The organism is Streptomyces sp. NPDC091416, from assembly GCF_044756845.1.
Taxonomy (GTDB): Bacteria; Actinomycetota; Actinomycetes; order Streptomycetales; family Streptomycetaceae; genus Streptomyces.
The window spans coordinates 20,065-42,355 of the sequence record NZ_JBIVTU010000016.1 but is presented as its reverse complement, the minus strand read 5'-3'; the positions used below and the strand labels follow the sequence as shown (position 1 = coordinate 42,355).

22 protein-coding genes and 1 tRNA gene are annotated in these 22,291 nt (G+C 69.4%); 12 read left to right on the top strand and 11 right to left on the bottom strand.

Going from position 1 to position 22,291, the window contains the following annotated elements; translation table 11 throughout:
- Positions 1–15: 15 nt before the first annotated feature.
- Complete coding sequence (locus ACIQMX_RS35220; RefSeq protein ID WP_402484219.1) at positions 16–714, bottom strand: ATP-binding protein; 699 nt, start codon at positions 712–714, stop codon at positions 16–18.
- Complete coding sequence (locus ACIQMX_RS35215) at positions 711–1,628, bottom strand: hypothetical protein (RefSeq protein ID WP_402484217.1); 918 nt, start codon at positions 1,626–1,628, stop codon at positions 711–713. The genes ACIQMX_RS35220 and ACIQMX_RS35215 overlap by 4 nt, the downstream gene beginning before the upstream one ends.
- A 614-nt stretch (positions 1,629–2,242) precedes the next feature.
- On the opposite strand from ACIQMX_RS35215, the gene ACIQMX_RS35210 reads away from it, so the two are divergent.
- The 4 genes from ACIQMX_RS35210 to metG all read left to right on the top strand — a co-directional run bounded on the left by ACIQMX_RS35210 (position 2,243) and on the right by metG (position 6,737).
- Complete coding sequence (locus ACIQMX_RS35210) at positions 2,243–2,494, top strand: helix-turn-helix domain-containing protein (protein WP_073733580.1); 252 nt, start codon at positions 2,243–2,245, stop codon at positions 2,492–2,494.
- A gap of 203 nt (positions 2,495–2,697) precedes the next feature.
- Positions 2,698–3,048, top strand: coding sequence for a helix-turn-helix domain-containing protein (locus tag ACIQMX_RS35205; protein WP_402484215.1), 351 nt, complete (start codon positions 2,698–2,700; stop codon positions 3,046–3,048).
- Between the two features lie 30 nt (positions 3,049–3,078).
- Positions 3,079–4,584: a LacI family DNA-binding transcriptional regulator gene (locus ACIQMX_RS35200; protein ID WP_402484213.1), complete on the top strand. Its 1,506-nt coding sequence runs from the start codon at positions 3,079–3,081 to the stop codon at positions 4,582–4,584.
- A 431-nt stretch (positions 4,585–5,015) separates the two neighbouring features.
- A complete protein-coding gene (metG, locus tag ACIQMX_RS35195) occupies positions 5,016–6,737 on the top strand; it encodes a methionine--tRNA ligase (RefSeq protein WP_402484211.1) in 1,722 nt (573 codons plus the stop codon).
- 42 nt (positions 6,738–6,779) lie between these two features.
- Here metG and ACIQMX_RS35190 read toward each other — a convergent pair whose 3' ends face one another.
- Positions 6,780–8,180: a DNA-binding protein gene (locus tag ACIQMX_RS35190; protein ID WP_402484209.1), complete on the bottom strand. Its 1,401-nt coding sequence runs from the start codon at positions 8,178–8,180 to the stop codon at positions 6,780–6,782.
- 176 nt (positions 8,181–8,356) lie between these two features.
- Between ACIQMX_RS35190 and ACIQMX_RS35185 the strand changes: the two genes are divergently transcribed.
- Positions 8,357–8,671: a hypothetical protein gene (locus ACIQMX_RS35185; RefSeq protein WP_402484207.1), complete on the top strand. Its 315-nt coding sequence runs from the start codon at positions 8,357–8,359 to the stop codon at positions 8,669–8,671.
- A 56-nt stretch (positions 8,672–8,727) separates the two neighbouring features.
- Here the strand turns inward: ACIQMX_RS35185 and ACIQMX_RS35180 are convergent, their stop codons facing one another.
- The 4 genes from ACIQMX_RS35180 to ACIQMX_RS35165 form a co-directional block, all read right to left on the bottom strand.
- Positions 8,728–9,180, bottom strand: a complete 453-nt coding sequence (locus ACIQMX_RS35180) for a DUF5615 family PIN-like protein (protein WP_402484205.1) — start codon at positions 9,178–9,180, stop codon at positions 8,728–8,730.
- The gene (locus tag ACIQMX_RS35175) at positions 9,177–9,851 is read right to left on the bottom strand and encodes a DUF433 domain-containing protein (RefSeq protein WP_366820444.1); all 675 of its coding nucleotides are present in this window, start codon (positions 9,849–9,851) and stop codon (positions 9,177–9,179) included. Before ACIQMX_RS35175 ends, ACIQMX_RS35180 begins: the two co-directional genes overlap by 4 nt.
- Before the next feature lie 254 nt (positions 9,852–10,105).
- Positions 10,106–10,179 (bottom strand) — tRNA-Pro (locus ACIQMX_RS35170).
- 116 nt (positions 10,180–10,295) lie between these two features.
- Positions 10,296–11,237: a metallophosphoesterase gene (locus tag ACIQMX_RS35165; protein ID WP_402484203.1), complete on the bottom strand. Its 942-nt coding sequence runs from the start codon at positions 11,235–11,237 to the stop codon at positions 10,296–10,298.
- A 79-nt stretch (positions 11,238–11,316) separates the two neighbouring features.
- On the opposite strand from ACIQMX_RS35165, the gene ACIQMX_RS35160 reads away from it, so the two are divergent.
- Positions 11,317–11,781: a GatB/YqeY domain-containing protein gene (locus ACIQMX_RS35160; protein WP_326737134.1), complete on the top strand. Its 465-nt coding sequence runs from the start codon at positions 11,317–11,319 to the stop codon at positions 11,779–11,781.
- 129 nt (positions 11,782–11,910) lie between these two features.
- Here ACIQMX_RS35160 and ACIQMX_RS35155 read toward each other — a convergent pair whose 3' ends face one another.
- Complete coding sequence (locus ACIQMX_RS35155) at positions 11,911–14,154, bottom strand: transglycosylase domain-containing protein (protein WP_363071734.1); 2,244 nt, start codon at positions 14,152–14,154, stop codon at positions 11,911–11,913.
- Positions 14,155–14,552: 398 nt separating this feature from the next.
- On the opposite strand from ACIQMX_RS35155, the gene ACIQMX_RS35150 reads away from it, so the two are divergent.
- The gene (locus ACIQMX_RS35150) at positions 14,553–14,903 is read left to right on the top strand and encodes a WhiB family transcriptional regulator (RefSeq protein WP_018551136.1); all 351 of its coding nucleotides are present in this window, start codon (positions 14,553–14,555) and stop codon (positions 14,901–14,903) included.
- A gap of 30 nt (positions 14,904–14,933) precedes the next feature.
- Here ACIQMX_RS35150 and ACIQMX_RS35145 read toward each other — a convergent pair whose 3' ends face one another.
- Positions 14,934–16,373 (bottom strand): ArsA-related P-loop ATPase, encoded by a 1,440-nt coding sequence (locus ACIQMX_RS35145; protein ID WP_402484200.1) that lies wholly within the window; start codon positions 16,371–16,373, stop codon positions 14,934–14,936.
- Positions 16,370–17,359, bottom strand: a complete 990-nt coding sequence (locus ACIQMX_RS35140; RefSeq protein WP_363071730.1) for an ArsA-related P-loop ATPase — start codon at positions 17,357–17,359, stop codon at positions 16,370–16,372. Before ACIQMX_RS35140 ends, ACIQMX_RS35145 begins: the two co-directional genes overlap by 4 nt.
- A gap of 82 nt (positions 17,360–17,441) precedes the next feature.
- On the opposite strand from ACIQMX_RS35140, the gene ACIQMX_RS35135 reads away from it, so the two are divergent.
- From ACIQMX_RS35135 to ACIQMX_RS35120, 4 genes are all read left to right on the top strand, one after another.
- On the top strand, positions 17,442–17,600 hold the full coding sequence (locus tag ACIQMX_RS35135) for a DUF4177 domain-containing protein (RefSeq protein WP_003967454.1): 159 nt from the start codon (positions 17,442–17,444) through the stop codon (positions 17,598–17,600).
- Entirely contained in the window at positions 17,600–18,070 is a 471-nt protein-coding gene (locus tag ACIQMX_RS35130; RefSeq protein ID WP_123460134.1) for a RidA family protein, read from the top strand. Before ACIQMX_RS35135 ends, ACIQMX_RS35130 begins: the two co-directional genes overlap by 1 nt.
- A 189-nt stretch (positions 18,071–18,259) precedes the next feature.
- A complete protein-coding gene (locus ACIQMX_RS35125) occupies positions 18,260–19,162 on the top strand; it encodes an NUDIX hydrolase (RefSeq protein WP_402484198.1) in 903 nt (300 codons plus the stop codon).
- The gene (locus ACIQMX_RS35120) at positions 19,159–19,989 is read left to right on the top strand and encodes an MBL fold metallo-hydrolase (protein WP_402484196.1); all 831 of its coding nucleotides are present in this window, start codon (positions 19,159–19,161) and stop codon (positions 19,987–19,989) included. The genes ACIQMX_RS35125 and ACIQMX_RS35120 overlap by 4 nt, the downstream gene beginning before the upstream one ends.
- A gap of 123 nt (positions 19,990–20,112) precedes the next feature.
- Here ACIQMX_RS35120 and ACIQMX_RS35115 read toward each other — a convergent pair whose 3' ends face one another.
- Entirely contained in the window at positions 20,113–20,787 is a 675-nt protein-coding gene (locus ACIQMX_RS35115) for a Crp/Fnr family transcriptional regulator (RefSeq protein WP_123460131.1), read from the bottom strand.
- Positions 20,788–21,271: 484 nt separating this feature from the next.
- On the opposite strand from ACIQMX_RS35115, the gene ACIQMX_RS35110 reads away from it, so the two are divergent.
- Positions 21,272–22,282, top strand: coding sequence for a hypothetical protein (locus ACIQMX_RS35110; protein WP_402484194.1), 1,011 nt, complete (start codon positions 21,272–21,274; stop codon positions 22,280–22,282).
- Positions 22,283–22,291 lie beyond the last annotated feature (9 nt).

The window sequence follows — 22,291 nt, the reverse complement described above, 5'->3', positions numbered from 1 at the left end:
GGCGGCGCCGTGCGGTCAGGCGGAGAGCTGGCGTCTGCGGTCGGCGCCGGTGAGGACGACGGTGGTGGTCATCTCGGCGAGACGGGAGGCGACGCGGTCGCCGACGGCGTCACGGAGCGCGGAGGTCGGCAGATTGGTCGTGAGGAGGGTGGGGAGCAGGTCGGTGTAGCGGCGGTTGATCAGCCGGTACGTGATCTCCTCGGTCCACTCCGACTGCTTGGCTGCGCCGAGGTCGTCCAGGATCAGCAGCGGGCAGCTGCTGAGGGTGGCGAGGTCGCGCTCGGCGTCGTGGCCGGGACGTGGGCGCAAGCGGGCGTACAGGTCGGCCGTGGTGGCCGCCTCCCACCGCAGCCGTACCCCGGCGGTCAGCAGCGAGCGCACCGCGCCGTACGCCTGGTGCGTCTTGCCGGTGCCGGTGGGCCCGGCGATCAGAAGGGACGGTCCGAGTGCGATGCCCCGGGTGCCGCTCGGGCCGGGCCGGGCGGCGAGGGCCACCTCGTCGACCCAGGCGGCAACCTGCTGGTGGCCGGCGAGCGCGTGGCGGTAACGGGGCGGGATGCGGGCCGCGGCCAGTTCCAGCGCGGTCACCCGTTCCGAAGGAGCCTCGGCAGGTGACGTAGTTGGATCGATGCCCCGTTCGGCGAGGATCGTGCCGAGGCGGGCGGCGAGGGTGTTCATGCGCTGCGGCTCCCGGCTGGTGGTGGCTGTGGTCACAGCTGACCCCCGTAGGCCGCCTCGACGTCAGCGGGCGCCGGATTGGTCCATGCCCGGTGCGGGGCGGCAGCTGCCCGTGGAGCGTTCATGGCCTCGTCGACCAGGCTCGGCAGCAGCCCAGCGGACAGCCCCTTGCTACGCATGCGGTCCATCCCGGCCCTGATGTGGTCGGGGTACAACCCCTCGCCGAGCAGTTTGCTGACCACCTTGCCGAGGTGGCCGAGGACGTCGCTGGGCGGGCGGTACTGGCATGCGGCGACGTGCTCGGCGACCAGATCCTTGGCCGAGACCGAACCCGAGACGGCAGGGGGCGTGGGGGCGCTTGCGCTCCCCACCGGAGGTGATCCTAGATCCAGGATCCTAGGTCCTAGATCCGGACCCTGAGTCCTCACCGCAGTCTCCCAGCGTTGCGGTGAGGGCTCACTGAAATTGCCCTGACCTGCGGCTTCCCGGTTCACGGAGGGCTCGCTGCGTCCGCGTGACGCATCAGGGTGTCCACCGCGAGGGCTCACGGCCTGTTCATGGAGGGCTCCGTGAACGGGCGGGGCCGTCTCGTCCGACCGGCTGCCCTGGTGGCGCGGGCAGGCCGGGCAGCGGCTGCCGCTGGGCCGGTTGATCTTCTGGTGATGGGCCCAGGTGACGATGTGCAGGTACCGCTTGCCGTCGTCGCCTTCGTACCGGCAGATCAGACCCGCACTGTCGAGCTGCGTGAGGTCGTCCTCGACCTCCAGCGGGCCGTGCTCGGGGCGCAGGGACCACAGGGCGCCGGCGATGACGGCGGCCTGGTCGCGGAAGCGGCCATGGTCGTCCGCCTGCGTAAGCAGGCCGAAGAAGGTCCGCTCGGCATGGACGCTCACCGCGGCGAGCGACTCGGAGATGAAGGCTTCCGGCTTGATGGTGCGTATCCGCGCCATGTCTATCGCCCCGCCTTCGTGGGCCGAGCAGGCGAGTTCGGCGACGGGGATGCGACTACGGCCACGAAGGCAGTAGCTTGTTGGGGCATGCACAGTTCCTCACCCGGTGGCGTTATGACCGCCACCGTCTTGATCGTTCAGGTACGGGCGATATCGGTAGGGACTTCTTGGCCCCCGGCGTTGGCCCGCCGGGGGCTTCTTCATGTGCTCGGAGCCGCAGGGGTTTCCGGGCGCATGGCCAAGACAGCCACATCTTCCCCGCACAAGTCCAGCATTCCGCCGGGAAAGCAAACAGCTCTCGGCGAACGTGTCGTGCGCGGCCTCCTTAAAACGGTAGACCCGAATCGCCGGTTGACCAAGAAGTTGCATAAATGGGGCAGTTGGCAAGTGAATCCGTGGACGGCGCTGGTGAGCGCGCGATGCAAGGTGCCCACGTCGAGCACCACGTAGGTGCTACCAGCATGAGGGCATCAGGTGATTTGGTCATCCGCCAATTCCGGTCTATGTTGCGCCGCTCGCAAAGAGCCTGGGGACCAGATCTGACAAAAAAGATGCGCAACATAGCAGCACATCGCCGGTTACCCAAACCGGCAATGCAGAGCTACAACTGACCCATGCCTGAAAGCCCCTTGGGAATTGGCCCGGCCGGCGTGCTGACCGCCCGCGCCATTACCCGTGCCCGCACAGCACGCGGATTCGCCCAGCGCCAGCTGGCCGAACGGGTCACCGCGCTCGGCCGACCCATGACCATCACGATGCTGTCCCGCATCGAATGCAGACAGCGCCGCTGCGATGTCGACGACCTCGTCGCCATCGCCGCCGCTCTCGGCCTCTCCCCGCTCGCCCTGCTCGCCGAGACGAGTTAGCGGAACGAGCCCCAACAGTGCTCCCCGGGTGGGCCAACACCCGGCAGCCGCTACGCGCATCACCCCGCCCGTACCTGAACCACCAAGACCGGCGTACCCGTCTCCGCACGGCCGCGCCAGAGAAGGAACCTCCTTGCGCCGAGAGGCCATTCCCCCTGCCCTGTTGCCATTCCGCCTCCGTACCGCGAAGGAGGCGATCTCGCATGGCTGAGCAGCCAGGCACCGGAGTAGCGCCGCCCCGCCTCTACCGTCCCGAGGACATCGCTGCCGTTCTCGGCTGCTCTGCCTGGTGGGTCAAGGACAGGGCCCGCCGGCGGCTGATCCCCTTCACGCGGGTCGGCCGCGCGTACCGCTTCACCGCAGAACACCTCGCAGAGATCATCCGCCTCCACGAAGAACGGCCCGCACGGGCACACCAGCCCGCCACAGCTCGGACCGCCGCCAAGGCTGACGCCCAGCAGGCAAACACGGCCCAGCGTGCCGCGCCCACAACCCGCCTGCGGGCCCGGCCTCCGGTCCGCGCCAGGCAAAGCCAGTTCAACACCGTCGCCTGACACGACCGCGTACCAAGGGAGAGGAGGAGCGTGGGTTTCGCGGAGAAGCGTGCGAACTACTGGCGTGGCCGGTACAAGACCGCACCTGGGAAGCACCTCACGGTCGTCGACGAGGGCGGCAAGGCGATCAAGTTCGCCACCAAGGGCGAGGCTCAGCGCGCCGCGAGCGAGGCCGAGAACAAGTACCGGCGCGGCGACTGGCGTGACCCGGCACTCGGCCAGGAGACCTTCGGCGAGTACGCGAGCCGCTGGTACGACACCCAGGACCTGGCCGCATCGACGATGCAGAACTACAAGCGCCACATCGAGGAACACCTGCTTCCCGACTTCGGGGACCAAGCGCTCGCCGGCATCCTGCGCTCGGACGTCGACCGGTGGGAGAAGAAGGAAAGGGCCCTGTACGCGGCCTCCAGCGTCAAGACCTGGCGCTCGACGTTCCACCTGATCTACGAGGACGCGATCGACGAAGGGCTGATCACGTCGAACCCGGCAACCAGGCGACGTGGGCGGGGCAAGCGCGCGGGCCGCTCCCGTGACCGAGGCCCGGAGAAGGTCGTCACCGATCCGCTCGGCATCCTGTTGATCGCCGAACGAGCAGCACTGCTGTCCGGCCGAGATGATGAGTTCGTCGCCGTCGTCCTCAAGGGATACACCGGCATGCGCTGGGGCGAAATAGTCGGCCTGGAGACCGAGTTCGCTCGGCCTGGCTCCGTCCGTGTCGAGTGGCAGTTGTACGAGCTCGACTCGGGCGAAATGGTGCGCTGCCCGCCCAAGGACGACAGCTATCGCACCCTCGACTCGATGGACTGGCTGTCCGCCCTGGTCGCCAATCACATCGCCCGCACGAAGCCGACGCCCTGCCCCTGCCACGGTAGGACCTACGTCTTCCGCAGGCAGGGCACGGCTCGTACAGGCGGCCACCACGGTGCGAAACTCGTCGACGTTGCCCGCCGTGCCGAAGTCTCCACGGGGACGGTGTCCAACGTCCTCAACCACCGCGATCGCGTCGCCGAGTCGACGCGAATACGGGTGGAGGAGGCCATCACGGACCTCGGGTTCGTACGAGGTGGCGCAGTGGTGGAGCCTGCGGCCCACTGGCGCAGGAACGGTTTCGCAACGTGGCTGTTCACCCCAGCGGTATCGGGCTGGTATCCGAAGAAGGCCCCGCAGGAGCCACGACCCGTGCCGCTACTCGGCGAACCGTGGCCAGGAGTCCCCGCGCGAGGGCGCGGCGCCGGCCAACGGGCCGACGCCTGCTGGCTCCCGATTGCCAAGGGCCTCACCCCTCACGGACTGCGCCACACCCATAGGACCGTGATGGAGGACCTCGGCACAGAGAAGGTCCTCATGGACCAGCGCATGGGACACATCGACGGCTCCGTCTCGGCGCGCTACGCCCACGTCACCCCTGGCATGCGCAAGCGCCTCATGCTCGGCCTGACCGAGCAGTGGGAGGTCGCACTCGCTGCCCGCTTGGCGATGAGTCCCACGTCGCCCGTGCACGTGCTCGACGCCCTCCTGCGTGTACGCCGGTAGCGCAGACCGGCGAAGTCTGGGCGGTGAGAGGCACCCGGACTTCGCTGTTCGCAGGGTGGCGCCGGTCCGGAGCGCCTGGCCTGCTGGAAGAGGCTTCTCGGATCATATGAATCACCCTTCGGTCTCGCATGAGGACAAGGGGTGCGCAACCACGGACATACGGGCCCTAATATGAGGACCGCCTCGGCCGTCCGAGACTCGCTTGGCCGCCTGTCTCGGACGGCCGAGCGCGTTTCCGTACGGGCCTGGCCGAGGGATAAAACGGTCGCCGGGAAAGCACCCGGCTGCCATACGATTGCGACGGCTTGCAGAGCCGACCTCACTACGCGTGACTCGGTTGAGCGACCTGAGCGGTCGCACCTGCTGCACCCTCCCGACCTGGGCCCGCCGTGGCACTGTCACCGGCGCCGTATGAAATGGAGCATCCAAGGATGGCTCGACACCTGGTAACCAGCGCGCTTCCCTACATCAACGGGATCAAGCACCTGGGCAACATGGTCGGGTCGATGCTTCCGGCGGATGTGTACTCCCGGTACCTCCGCCAGCGCGGTCACGACGTCCTGTACATCTGCGCCACCGATGAACATGGGACACCGGCCGAGCTGGCGGCAAAGGCGGCTGGACTGTCGGTGGCGGAGTTCTGCGCGCAGGCCCACGACGCGCAGAAGGCCGTGTACGACGGCTTCCAGCTGGCCTTCGACTACTTCGGACGCAGCTCTTCGCAGCAGAACGTCGAGATCACGCAGCACTTCGCGCGCCAGTTGCACAAGAACGGCTTCATCGAGGAACGTGCGATCCGCCAGGTGTACTCGCCGGTCGACGGCCGTTTTCTGCCGGACCGGTATGTCGAGGGCACCTGCCCGCACTGCGGCTACGACAAGGCCCGCGGCGACCAGTGCGAGAACTGCACTCGCGTCCTCGACCCGACCGACCTGCTGAACCCCCGTTCGGCGATCAGTGGCTCCACGGAGCTGGAGGTCCGCGAGACCAAGCACCTGTTCCTGCTCCAGTCCAAGCTTCAGCATGAGGTCGAGGCGTGGGTCGCGCGGCACGAGGAGCAGTGGCCGCAGCTGTCCTCCTCCATCGCCCGCAAGTGGCTCACCGAGGGCCTGCACGACCGGGCGATTACCCGTGACCTGGACTGGGGCGTCCCGGTTCCTTCCGACACCTGGCCGGAGCTCGCGGCCGAGGGCAAGGTCTTCTACGTCTGGTTCGACGCCCCGATCGAGTACATCGGTGCGACGAAGGAGTGGTCGGACGCCGGCCCGGATGGGGCGACCCGCGACTGGAAGTCGTGGTGGTACGAGGCCGACGACACCGTGCGCTACACCCAGTTCATGGCCAAGGACAACGTCCCGTTCCACACGGTGATGTTCCCGGCCACGGAGCTCGGTGTCCGCGAGCCGTGGAAGAAGGTCGACGTCGTCAAGGGCTTCAACTGGCTCACGTACTACGGCGGCAAGTTCTCCACCTCCCAGAAGCGGGGCGTCTTCACCGACGCCGCTCTGGAGATGCTGCCGGCCGACTACTGGCGCTACTTCCTGATCGCCAACGCCCCCGAGTCCGACGATTCCTCCTTCACTTGGGAGCACTTCGCCGCCACGGTCAACAAGGACCTGGCCGACACTCTGGGCAACTTCGTCAACCGGGTGCTGTCCTTCTCCCGCAAGCGCTTCGGGGACGACGTCCCTGCGGGCAATGCGGCCGGCGAGGCGGAGGCACGGCTGGGCGAGGAGATCGCGCGGCTGCTGGCTGAGTACGAGGAGCACATGGAGGCTCTCCAGTACCGCAAGGCTGGGGCGGCGTTGCGGGCCCTGTGGTCGGCGGGCAACTCCTACCTGGAGGAGAAGGCCCCCTGGCTGGAGATCAAGACCGACCCGGAGGGTGCGGCCCTGACCCTGCGTACGGCGATGAACCTCATCCACCTCTACGCGATCGTCTCCGAGCCGTTCATCCCGGCCTCGGCCGCCGCCATGCGCGGTGCCTTCGCCCTGCCCGCCGACACCGTGACCTGGGTGACCGCCGAGCAGGCCACGTCCCTGGCCGCGGTCCCGGCCGGTACGCCGTTCACGGTGCCGCCGGTCCTGTTCGCGAAGATCACGGAAGACGACCTGGAGTCCTATCGCGAGCGCTTCGGGGGCGCGGGGGCCTGAGGCGGGCCCCGATCACGGCGGGCTGAGGGCCGCATAGGGCTCTCAGCCGTCGAGGAGTTGCCGGAGCTCGTCCTCGCGCAGGCGCTGGTCCGGGTCGGCGGTGCCTCCGTCGAAGCGCACGCCTTCCCCAACCAGCACGGACAGGGCACTGTCCGTGCGAGAGGGATCAGGCCATCGGAAGCCGGAGCTGACCTTCCCCGCAGCCGTGAGGACGCGCCAGGGGTTGGGACATCGGCCGCAGGTGCTGAGGTGCTGGCCTATGGGGACGGCGTGGCTCCCGACCACCGCCGCCAGGTCCCCGTAAGTGGTCCACCGTCCGCTCGGGACTCCGCCCAGCAGAGTGTGCAGCCCGGTCCAGTCCTTGCGGGTGCCGCTGAGCTGCCTGGCCAGAGCGGTGAGGTCGGATCCTGCCAGCGTGGCCCATGCTTCGGGGTCGATGTCGGCGGGCACCTGCGTGGTGTCCACGTCCCACCACGTCGTTCCCTGTATGCCGTCCACGCTGCGTCCGGTCACGCTCGTGAAGATGTGGTTGGCGAGCCCGGTAGGGGAGTAGGAGACTCCGTCAGCGTCCCAGACCAGTGGCTTGGCAGTGTCATTGGCCCAGGTGGCGACACCTCGGGCGGTGTCCTGCGCCACCCATGACCGAATCTCGGTGCGGATGGCATCCGTCACGCCGTGGCGCGGTGTCATCAGCAGCCTGGTCCCGTCAGGCAGCAGACCCGCACCGATGAGCACATGGACGGCGTTGCGTGAACGCGAGCGCTCCTGCAGCTTCTTGGCCGCCGCCTCGCCTTCGACCCGGGCCGGGGTGAGCGTGAACTCCTCGACCTCCGGGGTCGGGTAGACCTTGGTGAACCCGGCGACGAGGCTGCCCTCAACCCGCCACAGGCCGACCTGGACGAGGTCGATGTCGATGCCCATCTCCGACAGCCAGACCACGGAGTGGGTGACCTGCTTGGGGAAGTCGGCGGCGATGATCACCTGCCGGGGCCGTTGGAGCAGTTCCGGGCTCCACTCCCCGTCCACGTGGTCGAGCAGCCGCTGCCTGCACGCGTCGATGTCGAGGGCCTGCCCCCTGCGCAACAGGAAGCCACGGTGCGCCTGGGTGAGGGTGTCGAGGTCGAACCGGGACACCAGGGCGGCGTAGGTGATCGCCTGTAGGTGAACGTCCCGGTCGGCCGTCCCCCGCTTCAGCTCGACTACGACGAGGCGCCCGGTCGCATCCAACCCGAGCACGTCCAGCCGGTCACGGGCCGGAACCCCATCGGTGTCGGCCCACCGGTCGTACTCCGCGGTGATCACGAGCACCGACTCCCCGAGCACCTGGGGATGGGCGATCACCCACTCCTGGAGATGCTGCCGCTCCAGCAGGCCCTCGGCGGCGAGCCCGGTACGCGATATCGGCGTGGCCGTCCGGCCGTTGACAGTGAACAGATGATCCACGGTGCCCCCCTCGTGCGCCCGGCGCGGTGCGCCGGACACCCAGAGCGTACGTGGCGGTCCCCCTCCAGACACTCGGCTCAGCTGCGCGTACCGCTCACAGAAGGAAGCCCACGCGAGCTTCGAAACTGTCATGCTCCGCTGAGTCGAATGAATGTTCCGCCCTCTGGAGGAGTCACGTGGCTATCCGTAAGAGCATGGAGGAGGTCCTCGTGGTCGCCGGGCAGCGCGAGGGGTGGCTTACCCGTTGCGAACAGGGCCTCATTGCCGCAGGGTTCAAGGACGTGCGGACACTCGCAGACCTCGGGCAGGTGACGGGCACGTACAGAAAGTTCCCCACCTGGGGCGAGCTCACGATCACGGTCGTCCCGGGCGCTCAGTCGGGACGCACGCGACTGACGCTTCGCTCGACCGCTGCGGTCGACAACATCTACGCCATTTTCTCCAGCCCGAACAAGAAGGTTCTCGAGGCTGCGAAGGCCGGTTTCGCGTGAGCACGGCACCGTCTGAAACTTGGAGGTTGCGGCGCGGTCGGAACAGCCGTTGCGGGTCAGCCCGTGGGCCAGAATTTGGGTGCGTCCACCTGAGGATCGACGGTGCGGACACGGGTGGCGCGAGTTGGGTCGACAGAGGTGAGGGAGACCAGACGTTGGCCGTCTGAGACCGATAGCTCGGCCAGAGCGTGGGGGAGACCCGCGCAAACCGTGGCGATGGCCGAGCCGAGGCCGACCAGCCCGCCGTGCTTGTTGTTCTGGCGGTACTCGATCCGATGGAGCCCGGATGCGGCGATCGCCGCGACTTCAAGGTGCCGGCTCATCTGTTTGGTGTCGTTGGTGAGGACTGCGTCGAAGCCTTCAGCGCGGGCCTTCTCGAACAGCTCGATGTCTTTGGTGCCAGCCCATCCGGGCAGGTCATGCACGTGTAGGACGTCATGAGCCTTGAGGAGGATGCGGACGATATCGGCCATAGGACGCGGCACGTTCTCGTCGAGCAGCAGCTTCAAGCGGCGCCTCGGCTCGCACCTGCGCCTGCACCGGTGGGCGTTCCGGTGTAGCTGTCGACGTAATCGGTGAAGTCGGTTGCTTCAAGTGCTGCTCCGGCACTGACCCCGGGGAAGAAGTCGGCGATCTGCTCCGGAGGAATTCCATCTCGGATTAGGGCCGCGACCTCGGCTGCGGGGACGCGAGTGCCACGGATTACCGGCTCACCGCCGCGTACGGATGGATCCACGGCGACATCTGGGCGGGGGGACAGCAGGTCGGGAATGTGTCGGCCGTTCCGGTAGAACGGGGCTAGGACATCGACGAGCTGGTGGATGACGAGGTTGCTTTTGCCACCCTTGCGGCCGATCAGGTCGACGGCATGGTCAGGATCGGCCAGATACACCGTGCCCCCGTCGGTGACGAGCTGGTAGGCCGAGAGGTGCTCTCGCTCGCCCAGATCGTCCCTGAGGGAGTCCACTGCGCGACGGATCCGCTGCAGCGAGGTCTCCTGCCGGAGGCGCACGCAGGTTCGCAGTGCAACGACATCTCGGAAGGAGTACAGGATGGGCCGTATAGCCGAGATCTCTGGGACGAGGACTGCGCCTCCTGCGCCTGAGGCGTGACGCCAGTGAGAGAGCTGGGCCATCGTCGCGCCGGACAGCGCCGCTGCGAGCTTCGGTTCGTACGACATGAACCCTCCTCTCTGTGCCTACCCGTATGAGCGCGACCGTACTGCATTCTCTGTCGAGGGCCCGCTCAGCGCGACCCCTTCGAGACAGGGGAGTCTGAACGTCTTGCTGCGCGGTGGCTGCCCCCTCCAGCGCCGGGGCCTTGGGAGCCGCCTCCCCGTACTTGGCTCCCAAACGGCTCCCAAGAGGGCCCCGGAAACCACTCAGGGGCCTGATCCACTAAGTGGATCAGGCCCCTGACCTGGTGTTTCAGCTGTCGGGGTGGCGGGATTTGAACCCACGACCTCTTCGTCCCGAACGAAGCGCGCTGCCAAGCTGCGCTACACCCCGATCGCCGCCGGTCTCCCGGCGACATCGATTACTTTAGCCCACCGGCGCCCGGAGACGAAATCCGCTTTTTGCGGCGATCGCGCGGGTGCCGACGGTCAGCGGCCGGGCACCCGCGGTCACATGTCTCGTGCCGTGAGGGTCAGCAGGGTCGCCTCGGGCGGGCAGGCGAAGCGGACCGGGGTGTAGCGGTTGGTGCCGCATCCCGCCGAGACGTGGAGGTAGGAGCGGTGGCCGCCGGCCGTGTGGCTGGAGAGGCCCTTCACCCGGTCCGTGTCCAGGTCGCAGTTGGTTACCAGGGCGCCGTAGAAGGGGATGCAGAGCTGGCCGCCGTGGGTGTGGCCGGCCAGGATCAGGGGGTAGCCGTCCGCGGTGAAGGCGTCGAGCGAGCGCAGGTAGGGGGCGTGGACGACGCCGATGGAGAGGTCGGCGCCCGTCTCGGGGCCGCCGGAGACCTCCGCGTAGCGGTCGCGCTTGATGTGCGGGTCGTCCAGGCCCGTGAAGGCCAGCTCCAGGCCGTCGAGCTTCAGCCGGCCCCGGGTGTTGGAGAGGTTCAGCCAGCCCGCCTCGTCGAAGGCGTCGCGCATCGGTTCCCACGGGTTGTGGACGACGCCCACGGCGGGGGCGTTGCCGTTGAGGCCGTGTTTGCCCGCGGCCTTCTCGAAGAGGTAGCGGGCGGGGTTGCGGAGCTTGGGGCCGTAGTAGTCGTTGGACCCGAACACGTACACACCCGGGTACTCCATCAGCGGGCCCAGCGCGTCGAGCAGTTCCGGTACGGCCTCCGGGTCGGAGAGGTTGTCACCGGTGTTCACCACGAAGTCGGGGCGCAGCCCGGCCAGGGACTGCAGCCAGGCGCGCTTCTTGCGCTGGCCGCTGACCATGTGGACGTCGGAGACCTGAAGGACGCGCAACGGGCGTGCTCCGTGCGGGAGTACCGGGATCGTGACCCTTCGCAGACGGAAGGAGCGGGCCTCGAATCCGGCCGCGTAGGCGAGACCGGCGGCGCCGGCCGCGGCGGTGACCGCCGTGATTTTCAGGGGTACTCCGTAGCGTGCGCGCATGCGCCCATCGTCGCAGACGGTGCGTGTCCACGGGAAAACCGGCGGGCGGCGGGCACCCCGCACCTGCCACAATCACCCCATGACCACGCTCAAGTCCAAGCTCAAGGAAGACCTCACCACGGCCATGAAGGCGCGCGACGAGCTGACTTCGTCCACGCTCCGGCTGACCCTCACGGCGATCACCAAGGAGGAGGTCGGCGGCAAGACGGCCCGCGAACTCTCCGACGACGAGGTGCAGAAGGTGATCGCCAAGGAGGCCAAGAAGCGCCGCGAGGCGGCCGAGGCCTTCGCCAAGGGCGGCCGGACCGAGCAGGCCGAGCGGGAGAAGAGGGAGGGCGAGCTGCTCGACGCCTACCTCCCGCAGCAGCTGAGCGACGACGAGCTGACCGCGATCGTGACGTCCGCCGTCGACGAGGCGAAGGCCGCCGGGGCCGAGGGGCCGCGTGCGATGGGTGCCGTGATGAAGATCGTGAACCCGAAGGTGGCGGGCCGCGCCGAGGGCGGCCGGGTGGCCGCCACGGTGAAGAAGCTCCTCGCGGGCTGAGCCACGCGAGGCCGAAGGACCGAACGGCTGGAAGGCCGCGAGGCCGGCGGCGGGCGGACATGAAGGTGGGGCGCTCCCGGACCGGGAGCGCCCCACCTTCATGTCCGCCGTGCGCGGGGACCGGCCGGGTCAGGGGCCGTTCGTCCCGCCGTCGTTCTGGCCGCGGCCGTTGCCGTCGTTCCCGCCGGACAGGCCCGGCGGGATGCTGATGCCGGGGAAGGGGCTGTCGTCGCCGGGCTTGTCGTCGCCCTCGCCCTCGCCCGGCTTCTTCTTGTCCTTCTTGTCCTTGTCCTCCTTCGGCTTCGCCCGCGGCACGTTGACCGGGTTGAAGGCCGGGGTCTCGGAGGCGTCGAGGGAGCCCGTCATCGCCGTCTTCCAGATGGGACCGGGCAGACAGCCACCGCAGACGTCCTCGTAGTACTGGCCGCCGATGGTGATATTGCTCATCGGGATCTGGTGGGCCCCGTCGCTGCCGACCCACACCGCCGTGGACAGGTTCGGCGTGTAGCCGACGAACCAGGCGTTGATGCGCTCGTCGGTCGTACCGGTCTTGCCCGCGTTGTCACGGTCGCTGAGACCGGCCGACTTGCCGGTGCCGTCCGCGACGACGCCCTTGAGCATCTGGTTGATGGTGTCGGCCGTGTGCTCGCTCATGGCCCGGTCGCACGACGACTTCGGTACGTCGATCTGCTTGCCGTCCGGCTTGGTCACCGAGAGGACCGCGATCGGGGAGCAGTACGTGCCCCGGTTGGCGAACGTCGCGTAGACCGAGGCCATCGCCAGCGGGGTCGACTCCTGGCCGCCGAGCGTGGTGTTGGCGACCTGCCACAGCGGCTTGTTGTCGCCGCGGTTGTAGCCGACCTTCTTCGCCATGGCGAGCGTCTCGCAGAGGCCGGTCTTCTGCTCCAGCTTCGCGAAGTAGGTGTTGATCGACTTGCCCAGCGCGCTGGTCATGTCGAACATGCCCTTCTCCGTCTCGAGCTCGTTCCCCACCTCCCACGGCTTGTCGTCCGCCGGCTGGTTCTCACAGGTGCGGAAGCTCTCGCCGGGCAGGGAGATCTCGTGGGGCGTGGTGAAGCTCTGCGCCGGACTGATGCCCTTCTCCAGCGCGGCCGCCGCGGTGATCGGCTTGAAGGTCGATCCGACCTGGAAGCCGGCGTAGCTGCCGCCCATCCTGTGGTCGACGGAGAGGTTCAGCACGGTCTGGTGCTTGGACGCGTCCAGTCCGTAGGGACGGGACTGGGCCATCGCCAGGATCTGGCCGGTACCGGGCTGCACCTGGACGACCGAGGCCGCGACCTTGTCGGTCTCGTTGACCCGGGAGGTCGCCGCCTCGTTGGAGGCGGCCTGGGAACGCGGGTCCAGGGTCGTCTTGATGGTGAGTCCGCCGGTCGCCCAGAGCTTGGCGCGGTCCTTCGAGGTCTTGCCGAAGGCCGGGTCGCTCGTGACGATCTGGCGTACGTAGTCGCAGAAGAAACCGGACCCGCTGACCGCGGTGATGCAGCCGTTCTTCGGCCGCTTCACCTTCAGCTGGATCGGGGTGGCCTTGGCCTTGTCCGCCTCCTCCTGCGAGATGTCCTTGACGTCGGCCATTCGCTGGATGACGGTGTTGCGACGCTTGGTCGCCTCTTCCTTGTCGTTGACGGGGTCGTAGCGGCTGGGCGACTGCACGATGCCGGCCAGCATCGCCGCCTCCTCCAGCTTGAGGTCCTTCGCCGACTTGGAGAAGTACCGCTGGGAGGCCGCCTCGACGCCGTACGCCTGCTGCCCGAAGAAGGTGATGTTGAGGTAGTTCTCCAGGATCTTCTTCTTGCCGAGTTCTTCCTCGACCTGGATCGCGTACTTCAGCTCCTGGACCTTGCGGCCCAGCGTCTGCTGGGTGGCCTGGGCGACCTTCGTCGGGTCGTCGCCGGCCTCCTCGACGAAGACGTTCTTCACGTACTGCTGGGTGAGGGTCGACGCGCCCTGCGCGGTCCCGCCCGCCTGTACGTTGCGGTTCATCGCACGCAGGATGCCCTTGAGGTCGACCGCGCCGTGCTCGTAGAAGCGGGCGTCCTCGATCGCGATGATCGCCTTCTGCATGTACGGGGAGATCTTCGTCAGCGGCACGACGGTGCGGTCCCGTGAGTATACCGTGGCGATCTGACCGCCCTGGTTGTCGAGGATCGTGGTGCGCTGGCTCAGCGGCGGAGTCTTCAGATTGGCCGGGATCTCGTCGAATCCGTCGACCGTTCCCTTGGCGGCGAGACCCAGTGCTCCGGCGGCCGGCAGCGCGATGCCCGCCAGGACCACTCCGGAGAGTGCGGCGACACCGAGGAACTTGGCGGCCTGCTGGGTCGTCGTGAGACCCCCGCCCGAGCGCTTCTTTGGCATGGGGGCAGCCTACGTTCTCATTCGCCGGACACACGTATATGCCTTGGCCTAAGCTGCTCTCAACTGTCACAGCAGTCCGGTTTTGTATCAACCCCCCTGCATGACCCTGTGCGTGACCCGGCCACGAGTTCAGGCGCCCCCGAAATCGCCTCGTGTGTCATCGATCGTCCGTTATGGCTCAGGTGGTCTATCCCGATTCTGTCGGGATAGTCGCGCATGTCCTCGCCTCACTCCCCTGGGTGATCTGCCGCATACGCATAGTCCGTTCGGGCCATTCAAGATTGGGCCCGAAGGGGGTGTTGTGCTGTCGCCACCTTCCGTAACGTCCTCAACTGGCAGCGGTGAATATGCCGCTGCCGCCGTGGGGGAGCCTCGATTCGGGAGAGGACGGCGCCGGGATGGGCTGGGTAACCGACTGGAGTGCGCAGGCAGCCTGCCGCACTACCGATCCGGATGAACTGTTCGTACAAGGGGCAGCGCAGAACAGGGCCAAGGCGGTGTGCACCGGATGTCCGGTGCGGACCGAATGCCTTGCCGATGCGCTCGACAATCGCGTCGAATTCGGCGTGTGGGGCGGAATGACCGAGCGGGAGCGCCGCGCACTGCTGCGCCGGCGCCCGACGGTCACGTCCTGGCGCCGGCTGCTGGAGACCGCGCGCAGCGAGTACGAGCGGTCCACGGGCATCCTGCCCGTGGCGATCGGGCTGGAGGACGACGAACTGCACGAGACGTTCGCCGCCGTGGGATAGCCCCGGGCGGCAGGACGGACGACGGGGAGGCTACGCAGCTCCGGCCGAGGCGGAACCGGCCGCGAGCCGGTCCCCGATGGCTCGCAGCCCTGCGAGGTCATGGACATCTCCGGGCAGCGCGGCCACCGCGGTCACGGCCACCTCGGGATGCAGCGCGGTGAAGCGGTCGCGTGTGTGCTGTTCGCGCGCGACCACCTGCATCCGTTCGGCATGCAGGCGCAGCAGGCCGGCCGTCAGCTGCTCGACGGTCACGGCGTCGGTGGTCACCACGTCTTTGGCTGGTGTGTCCGTCGCCGCGTCGGTACGGGTGTCCGCTTCGGCGTCCGGGATGTCGGCGGGATCGTGCTCCGAGGCGTGCTCGGACGGTTCGGGGGTGGCGGCTCCTGCGGTGTCCGGCGGCGGTGCGGAACCGGCCGCGGGGGATTCGGCGGGCTCACGAAGTCCAGCCTTCCCGGCCCCCTGATCCACAATGCCGTCGGCATCAAGATTTTCTGCGGCGGCCAGCGCGCGCTCCGCGGAGAGCCGCGCGGCGTCACTGCCGTGCACCCGGTTGAGCACCAGGCCGGCCAGCGGCATGTCCTCCGCGGCCAGCCGCTCCACGAAGTACGCCGCCTCGCGGAGCGCGTCCCGCTCCGGGGTCGCGACGACGAGGAACGCCGTGCCCGGCGCCTGGAGGAGTCTGTACGTGGCGTCGGCGCGGGTGCGGAATCCGCCGAACATGGTGTCCATCGCTGCGACGAAGGTCTGCACGTCCCGCAGGAACTGGCCACCGAGCAGCTTGCCCAGCGTTCCCGTCATCATCGACATGCCCACGTTGAGGAACTTCATTCCGGCCCGGCCGCCCATCTTCGCCGGGGCCATCAGCAGCTTGATGAACTTCCCGTCCAGGAACGAGCCCAGCCGCTTCGGCGCGTCCAGGAAATCCAGGGCGGACCGTGACGGCGGGGTGTCGACGACGATCAGGTCCCATTCGTCGCGGGCCCGCAGCTGGCCGAGCTTCTCCATCGCCATGTACTCCTGCGTGCCGGCGAAGCCGGCCGACAGGGACTGGTAGAAGGGGTTCTCCAGGATCGCCCGGGCCCGCTCCCCGTCCGCATGCGCCTCGACGATCTCGTCGAAGGTCCGCTTCATGTCGAGCATCATGGCGTGCAGTTCGCCGGCGCCCCCGGACCCGACGCCCTTCACCCGGCGGGGAATGTTGTCCAGCGAGTCGATGCCCATGGACTGGGCCAGCCGACGCGCGGGGTCGATGGTCAGGACGACGACCTTGCGGCCGCGCTCGGCCGCCCGTACGCCGAGGGCCGCCGCCGTCGTCGTCTTGCCGACGCCGCCCGAGCCGCAGCACACCACGATCCTGATGTCCGGGTCGTCGAGCAGGGCGTCGGTGTCCAGGGCAGGGGCCGGGGCGGAGCCCGTGCCGGTGTCCGTCGCGGGACCCGCCTCCGTACCGGCGGCCGTTTCCGATGTCATGAACCCACCCCTTGTTCCGCCGCCCCTTCGCCCACGCCCTGCTTGCGCAGCTCCACCGCCAGCTCGTACAGCCCGGCCGGGTCCACGCCCTCGCCGATCAGCGGGAGTTCGTACGCCGGCAGTCCCAGCCCCGTCAGCACGGCGCGCTGCTCACGCTCCAGCTCCACCCGCTGGGCGTGCTCTGCCGCCTGCTCGACCAGCGGGCGTACGAGCCCCGCGGAGCCGGTCACACCCGCCCGGGTGAGGGTCTTGGCGATCTCCTTGCGCCGCCCGCCCGCGGCCGTGCGCAGCGCGTCCTCGTCCAGCAGGTGCGGGCGCACCATGTTCACGATGACCCGGCCCACCGGCAGTTCGGCGGCCCGCAGTTCCGTGATGCCGTCGGCGGTCTCCTGGACCGGCATCTCCTCCAGGAGGGTCACCAGGTGCACCGCGGTCTCGGGGGACTTCAGCACCCTCATCACGGCCTGCGCCTGATTGTGTATCGGGCCGATCCGGGCCAGCCCCGCCACCTCGTCGTTCACGTTGAGGAAACGGGTGATCCGGCCGGTCGGCGGGGCGTCCATGATCACGTAGTCGTAGACGAACCGGTTCTGCTTGTCCTTGCGCCGCACCGCCTCGCACGCCTTGCCCGTCAGCAGGACGTCCCGGACGCCGGGCGCGATGGTGGTGGCGAAGTCGATCGCGCCGAGCTTCTTCAGGGCCCGGCCCGCGCTGCCGAGCTTGTAGAACATCTGGAGGTAGTCGAGGAGGGCGCGCTCGGCGTCGATCGCCAGTGCGTACACCTCGCCGCCGCCCGGCGCGACGGCGATCTTGCGCTCCTCGTAGGGGAGGGAGTCCGCCTCGAAGAGCTGGGCGATGCCCTGTCTGCCCTCGACCTCGACGAGGAGGGTGCGCCTGCCCTCGGTCGCGAGGGCGAGCGCGAGGGCGGCGGCGACCGTGGTCTTACCGGTACCGCCCTTGCCGCTGACGACCTGGAACCTGCTCACGTATTCGAGCCTAACCAGTCGCGCCGCAGGCTACGCACGAGGCTGGGCGTCCCGTGGACCGGCCAGGCATTACAGTCGGGCCATGACCAAGTGGGAATACGCGACCGTGCCCCTTCTCGTGCACGCGACCAAGCAGATTCTGGACACCTGGGGCGAGGACGGCTGGGAGCTGGTCCAGGTCGTTCCCGGCCCGAACAACCCCGAGCAGCTCGTGGCCTACCTCAAGCGGGAGAAGGCCTGATGGCGGGCGCCGTCGAGGCGAAGCTCGCCGAACTCGGCCTTGCCCTGCCGGACGTCGTACCGCCGCTCGCCTCGTACCAGCCCGCCGTGCAGTCCGGGGTGTACGTGTACACCTCGGGCCAGCTGCCGATGGTGGACGGCAAGCTCGCCGTCACCGGCAAGGTCGGCGCGGAAGTCACGCCGGACGAGGCGAAGGAGCTGGCGAAGACCTGCGCGCTCAACGCGCTGGCCGCCGTGAAGTCGGTCGCGGGTGACCTGGACCGGATCGCCCGGGTGGTGAAGGTCGTCGGGTTCGTCGCCTCGGCCACGGACTTCACCGGCCAGCCCGCCGTGATCAACGGCGCGAGCGAACTGCTCGGCGCGGTGCTCGGCGACAGGGGCGTGCACGCCCGCAGCGCCGTCGGCGTGGCCGTGCTGCCGCTGGACGCACCGGTCGAGGTCGAGGTCCAGGTCGAGCTGACCGGAGCCTGAGCCGTACCTCAGTGGGCGTTCGGAAGCCGGCTGAGAGCGGAGCCTGAGCCGTACCCCCGCCGGCGTGCGGAAGCCGGCTGTGCGTGGATCCCGTCCGGTCGTGACGACCGGGCGGGATCATCTGTGTACGGGGCATGTACGGATCACCGCGCCCTCGAACATCGTGCCGGTTCCGGATAGCCTCCGGCCATGTCCAATGGTCAGTGGTACCCACCGGAATGGCCCGACCGGATCCGGGCCCTCGCCGCAGGCGAACTGACGGCGGCGACCCCCAGGCGGGCCGCCACCGTGATGCTGCTCCGGGACTCCGCCGCGGGTACCGGGGGCGGTCCCACGGTCCACATGCTGCGCCGGCGTACCTCGATGGCCTTTGCCGGAGGTGCGTACGCCTATCCGGGTGGCGGGGTCGACCCGCGCGACGACGACCGGCTCGTCGGCTGGGCCGGACCCGCGCTGGAGGACTGGGCGAAACGGCTCGGCGTCGGCACGACGGCCGAGGCCCAGGCGATCGTGTGCGCCGCGGTCCGCGAGACGTACGAGGAGGCGGGTGTCCTGCTCGCGGGCCCGACCGCGGGCACGGTCGTCACGGACACCACCGGCGCGGACTGGGAGGCCGACCGCGAGGCGCTGGTCGCGCGGGAACTGTCGTTCGCGGAGTTCCTCGACCGGCGCGGGCTGGTGCTGCGCTCGGACCTGCTCGGCGCCTGGGCGCGCTGGATCACTCCGGAGTTCGAACCGCGCCGCTACGACACCTGGTTCTTCGTCGCCGCGCTCCCGGCCGGCCAGCGCACCCGCAACGCCTCGACGGAGGCCGACCGCACGGTGTGGATCGGCCCGGGCGAGGCGGCCGACGGATACGACCGGGGCGAGCTGCTGATGATGCCGCCGACGGTCGCCACGCTGCGTGCGCTCAGGCCGTACGCCACCGCCGCGCAGGCGTTGGAGGCGGCATCGGACCAGGATCTCGCCCCCGTGCTCGCACAGGCCCGCCTGGAGGGCGGAGAGCTGGTGCTGAGCTGGCCGGGGCACGAGGAGTTCACCAAACACGTCCCGGCGGGCGGCGGGAGCGGTACGGGCGGTGGTTCCGCATGAGCGAGGCGGCAGCGCTGCCCGGACAGCCGCGCGGCGGGGTGCTGTCCGGCCCCGCCACGGCCCGTGCGGTCAACGTCCTCGCGCCGAACGGGTCGGCGATGACGCTGGACGGCACCAACACCTGGATCGTCGCCGAGCCCGACTCGGACCTCGCCGTCGTCATCGACCCGGGCCCGCTGGACGACGCCCATCTGCGGGCGGTCATCGACACGGCCGAGCGCGCGGGCCGGCGGATCGCCCTCACGCTCCTCACCCACGGGCACCCCGACCACGCGGAGGGGGCGGCCCGGTTCGCCGAGCTGACCCGGACGAAGGTGCGGGCCCTGGACCCGGAACTCCGGCTCGGCGACGAGGGCCTGGGCACGGGGGACGTGATCACGACCGGCGGGCTGGAGATGTACGTGGTGCCGACCCCGGGCCACACCGCGGACTCGCTCTCCTTCCATCTGCCCGCCGACCGTGCGGTGCTGACGGGCGACACGATCCTCGGGCGCGGGACGACGCTGGTGGCGCACCCGGACGGGCGGTTGGGGGACTACCTCGACTCGCTGCGGCGGCTGCGTTCGCTGACGGTCGACGACGGGGTGAACACGGTGCTGCCCGGCCACGGCCCGGTGCTGGACGACGCCCAGGGCGCGGTCGAGTTCTACCTGGCGCACCGCGCACACCGCCTGGCCCAGGTGGAGACGGCGGTGGAGGCCGGGTATCTGACGTCGTCCCAGGTCGTGGCCCACGTGTACGCGGACGTGGACCGGTCCCTGTGGCCCGCGGCGGAGCTGTCGGTACGGGCGCAGCTGGAGTACCTGCGGGAGCACGGACTGATCTGACGGCCCACCCCGGGCACGTACGCGAGGGGCCCCGCCGTGTACGTGAGGGGCCCGCCCCGCCATGTACGCGAGGGGCCCCGCCGGTGTCGGCGGGGCCCCTCGGGCGTTGCGTACGACGACGGGTCAGCGGGACCGCTTGGCCAGCCGCTCCACGTCCAGCAGGATCACCGCACGGGCCTCCAGCCGCAGCCAGCCGCGGCCGGCGAAGTCGGCGAGGGCCTTGTTGACCGTCTCGCGGGATGCGCCGACCAGCTGGGCCAGCTCCTCCTGCGTCAGGTCGTGCACGACGTGGATGCCTTCCTCCGACTGGACGCCGAAGCGGCGCGACAGGTCGAGGAGGGCGCGGGCGACACGGCCCGGCACGTCGGAGAAGACCAGGTCGGACATCTGGTCGTTGGTCTTGCGCAGGCGCCGGGCGACGGCGCGCAGCAGGGCGGTGGCCACCTCGGGGCGTACGTTCAGCCAGGGCTGAAGGTCGCCGTGGCCGAGGCCGAGGAGCTTGACCTCGGTCAGCGCGGTCGCGGTGGCGGTACGCGGGCCCGGGTCGAAGAGCGACAGCTCACCGATCAGTTCGCCGGGGCCGAGGACCGCCAGCATGTTCTCGCGCCCGTCGGGGGAGGTGCGGTGGAGCTTCACCTTGCCCTCGGTGACCACATAGAGGCGGTCGCCCGGGTCACCCTCGTGGAACAGCGCGTCGCCGCGCGCGAGGGTCACCTCACTCATCGAGGCGCGGAGCTCCGCGGCCTGCTCGTCATCGAGCGCCGCGAAAAGCGGGGCGCGCCGCAGAACGTCGTCCACGAGTTCTCTCCTTGTCGGCCTGTTCAGGGAACCGTGGTCCCCATCATGCCGGACGGTAAAACAGTGCGATCAATCACAAACCAGTTTGACGCACGCGCGTCCCGGAGCGTACGGCAGGGGGCCGATTGGGGGCGGCTCTCCCCCGAGCGGGGCGGATGCCGGGGCGGGACGCTGGGCCGGACGGGTGAGCGAACCGCCGGTGAGAGCGCAGGCCGAGGCGGCTGACCGGGTGTCGGCGAGCCCTGATTCCGCTGTGGGCGAACAGGGCTTCAGGGTGCGCGAAGGGGTTGGTGCGCGGGTCCTCCGTGAGGTGGGAGGCGCGGGCCGCGAGGTCCGCCCCCTCGGGAGCGGCAGCCTGGAACGTATACCCCCTCCCAGTATCTCTATCGAGGTTGACTCATACCCCTAGGGGGTATGTACTGCTGGCGCGGGTCCGGAATCCCGCAGGTTCCCTCTCCCGCCCTGTCCGCCGAGGAGTCCGCCCATGAACACCGCCCTGAAGATCACCGCCTTCACCGCCGGTCTCGCCACCGTCTTCGGCGCCTCGTACGGGATCGGTCACGCCACCGGCGGCTCGTCCCCGAAGCCGGCCACCGCCGCCCACGCGGGGCATGCCTCCGCCCCCACGCCCTCGGACCAGGCTTCTCCGGGCGGCGACGGCCCGCTGCCCGGGGGCCTGCAGATCTCCGAAGGCGGTTACACGCTCAGCCTCGGCGACCCCTACGTCACCGCCGGCGCCCCAGCCGACCTGCGCTTCCGGATCCTCGGCCCGGACGGCAGGCCCGTCACCGCCTACCGGACCGCGCACGGCAAGGAGTTGCACCTCATCCTCGCCCCGCGCGACCTCTCCACGTTCCAGCACCTGCATCCCACCCGCGCCGCCGACGGCACCTGGCGGACTTCCGCCGCCCTGCCCGCCGCCGGTGAGTACCGCGTCTTCGCCGACTTCACCCCGGCCGGCACCTCGCAGGGCCTCACCCTCGGCGCCGACCTGCACGCCGCCGGCGACCTGCGCCCCGTACCGCCGGCCAGTACAGGACGCACCGTCACCGTCGACGGCTACCGCGTCACCCTGACCGGCGACCTGATCCCGGGCCGCTCCACGCGGCTCGGCCTGGCCGTGGCGAAGGACGGCAGGCCCGTCACCGATCTCCAGCCCTATCTCGGCGCGTACGGGCACCTGGTCGCTCTGAGGGCCGGTGACCTCGCCTATCTGCACGTCCACCCCGACGGAGAGCCCGGCGACGGCGACACCGCGCCGGGCCCGGACATCACCTTCACCACCACCGCGCCGAGCCGGGGCGGCTACCGCCTCTTCCTGGACTTCCGGCACGAGGGTGTGGTCCGTACCGCGGCCTTCACGGTCACCGCCGCCGACCGCCCGGCGGACGAGGCCACGCCCGCCGACCCGGCTTCCCCGGCTGCTTCGCTGTCGGCTTCGGCTTCGGCCTCGGCTTCCGCTTCCGCGGAGCACGGCGGGGATCACCAGCACTGAAGCGTGTGC

Bases quoted from the DNA above. Each gene is read 5' to 3' on its own strand.
- ACIQMX_RS35150 (WP_018551136.1), top strand. From the start codon at position 14,553: ATGGGCTGGGTAACCGACTGGAGTGCGCAGGCAGCCTGCCGCACTACC.
- ACIQMX_RS35160 (WP_326737134.1), top strand. From the start codon at position 11,317: ATGACCACGCTCAAGTCCAAGCTCAAGGAAGACCTCACCACGGCCATG.
- ACIQMX_RS35215 (WP_402484217.1), bottom strand. From the start codon at position 1,628: ATGGCGCGGATACGCACCATCAAGCCGGAAGCCTTCATCTCCGAGTCG.
- ACIQMX_RS35145 (WP_402484200.1), bottom strand. From the start codon at position 16,373: ATGACATCGGAAACGGCCGCCGGTACGGAGGCGGGTCCCGCGACGGAC.
- ACIQMX_RS35125 (WP_402484198.1), top strand. From the start codon at position 18,260: ATGTCCAATGGTCAGTGGTACCCACCGGAATGGCCCGACCGGATCCGG.
- ACIQMX_RS35120 (WP_402484196.1), top strand. From the start codon at position 19,159: ATGAGCGAGGCGGCAGCGCTGCCCGGACAGCCGCGCGGCGGGGTGCTG.
- ACIQMX_RS35205 (WP_402484215.1), top strand. From the start codon at position 2,698: ATGGCTGAGCAGCCAGGCACCGGAGTAGCGCCGCCCCGCCTCTACCGT.
- ACIQMX_RS35175 (WP_366820444.1), bottom strand. From the start codon at position 9,851: ATGTCGTACGAACCGAAGCTCGCAGCGGCGCTGTCCGGCGCGACGATG.
- ACIQMX_RS35135 (WP_003967454.1), top strand. From the start codon at position 17,442: ATGACCAAGTGGGAATACGCGACCGTGCCCCTTCTCGTGCACGCGACC.
- ACIQMX_RS35110 (WP_402484194.1), top strand. From the start codon at position 21,272: ATGAACACCGCCCTGAAGATCACCGCCTTCACCGCCGGTCTCGCCACC.
- ACIQMX_RS35165 (WP_402484203.1), bottom strand. From the start codon at position 11,237: ATGCGCGCACGCTACGGAGTACCCCTGAAAATCACGGCGGTCACCGCC.
- ACIQMX_RS35130 (WP_123460134.1), top strand. From the start codon at position 17,600: ATGGCGGGCGCCGTCGAGGCGAAGCTCGCCGAACTCGGCCTTGCCCTG.
- ACIQMX_RS35155 (WP_363071734.1), bottom strand. From the start codon at position 14,154: ATGCCAAAGAAGCGCTCGGGCGGGGGTCTCACGACGACCCAGCAGGCC.
- metG (WP_402484211.1), top strand. From the start codon at position 5,016: ATGGCTCGACACCTGGTAACCAGCGCGCTTCCCTACATCAACGGGATC.
- ACIQMX_RS35210 (WP_073733580.1), top strand. From the start codon at position 2,243: ATGCCTGAAAGCCCCTTGGGAATTGGCCCGGCCGGCGTGCTGACCGCC.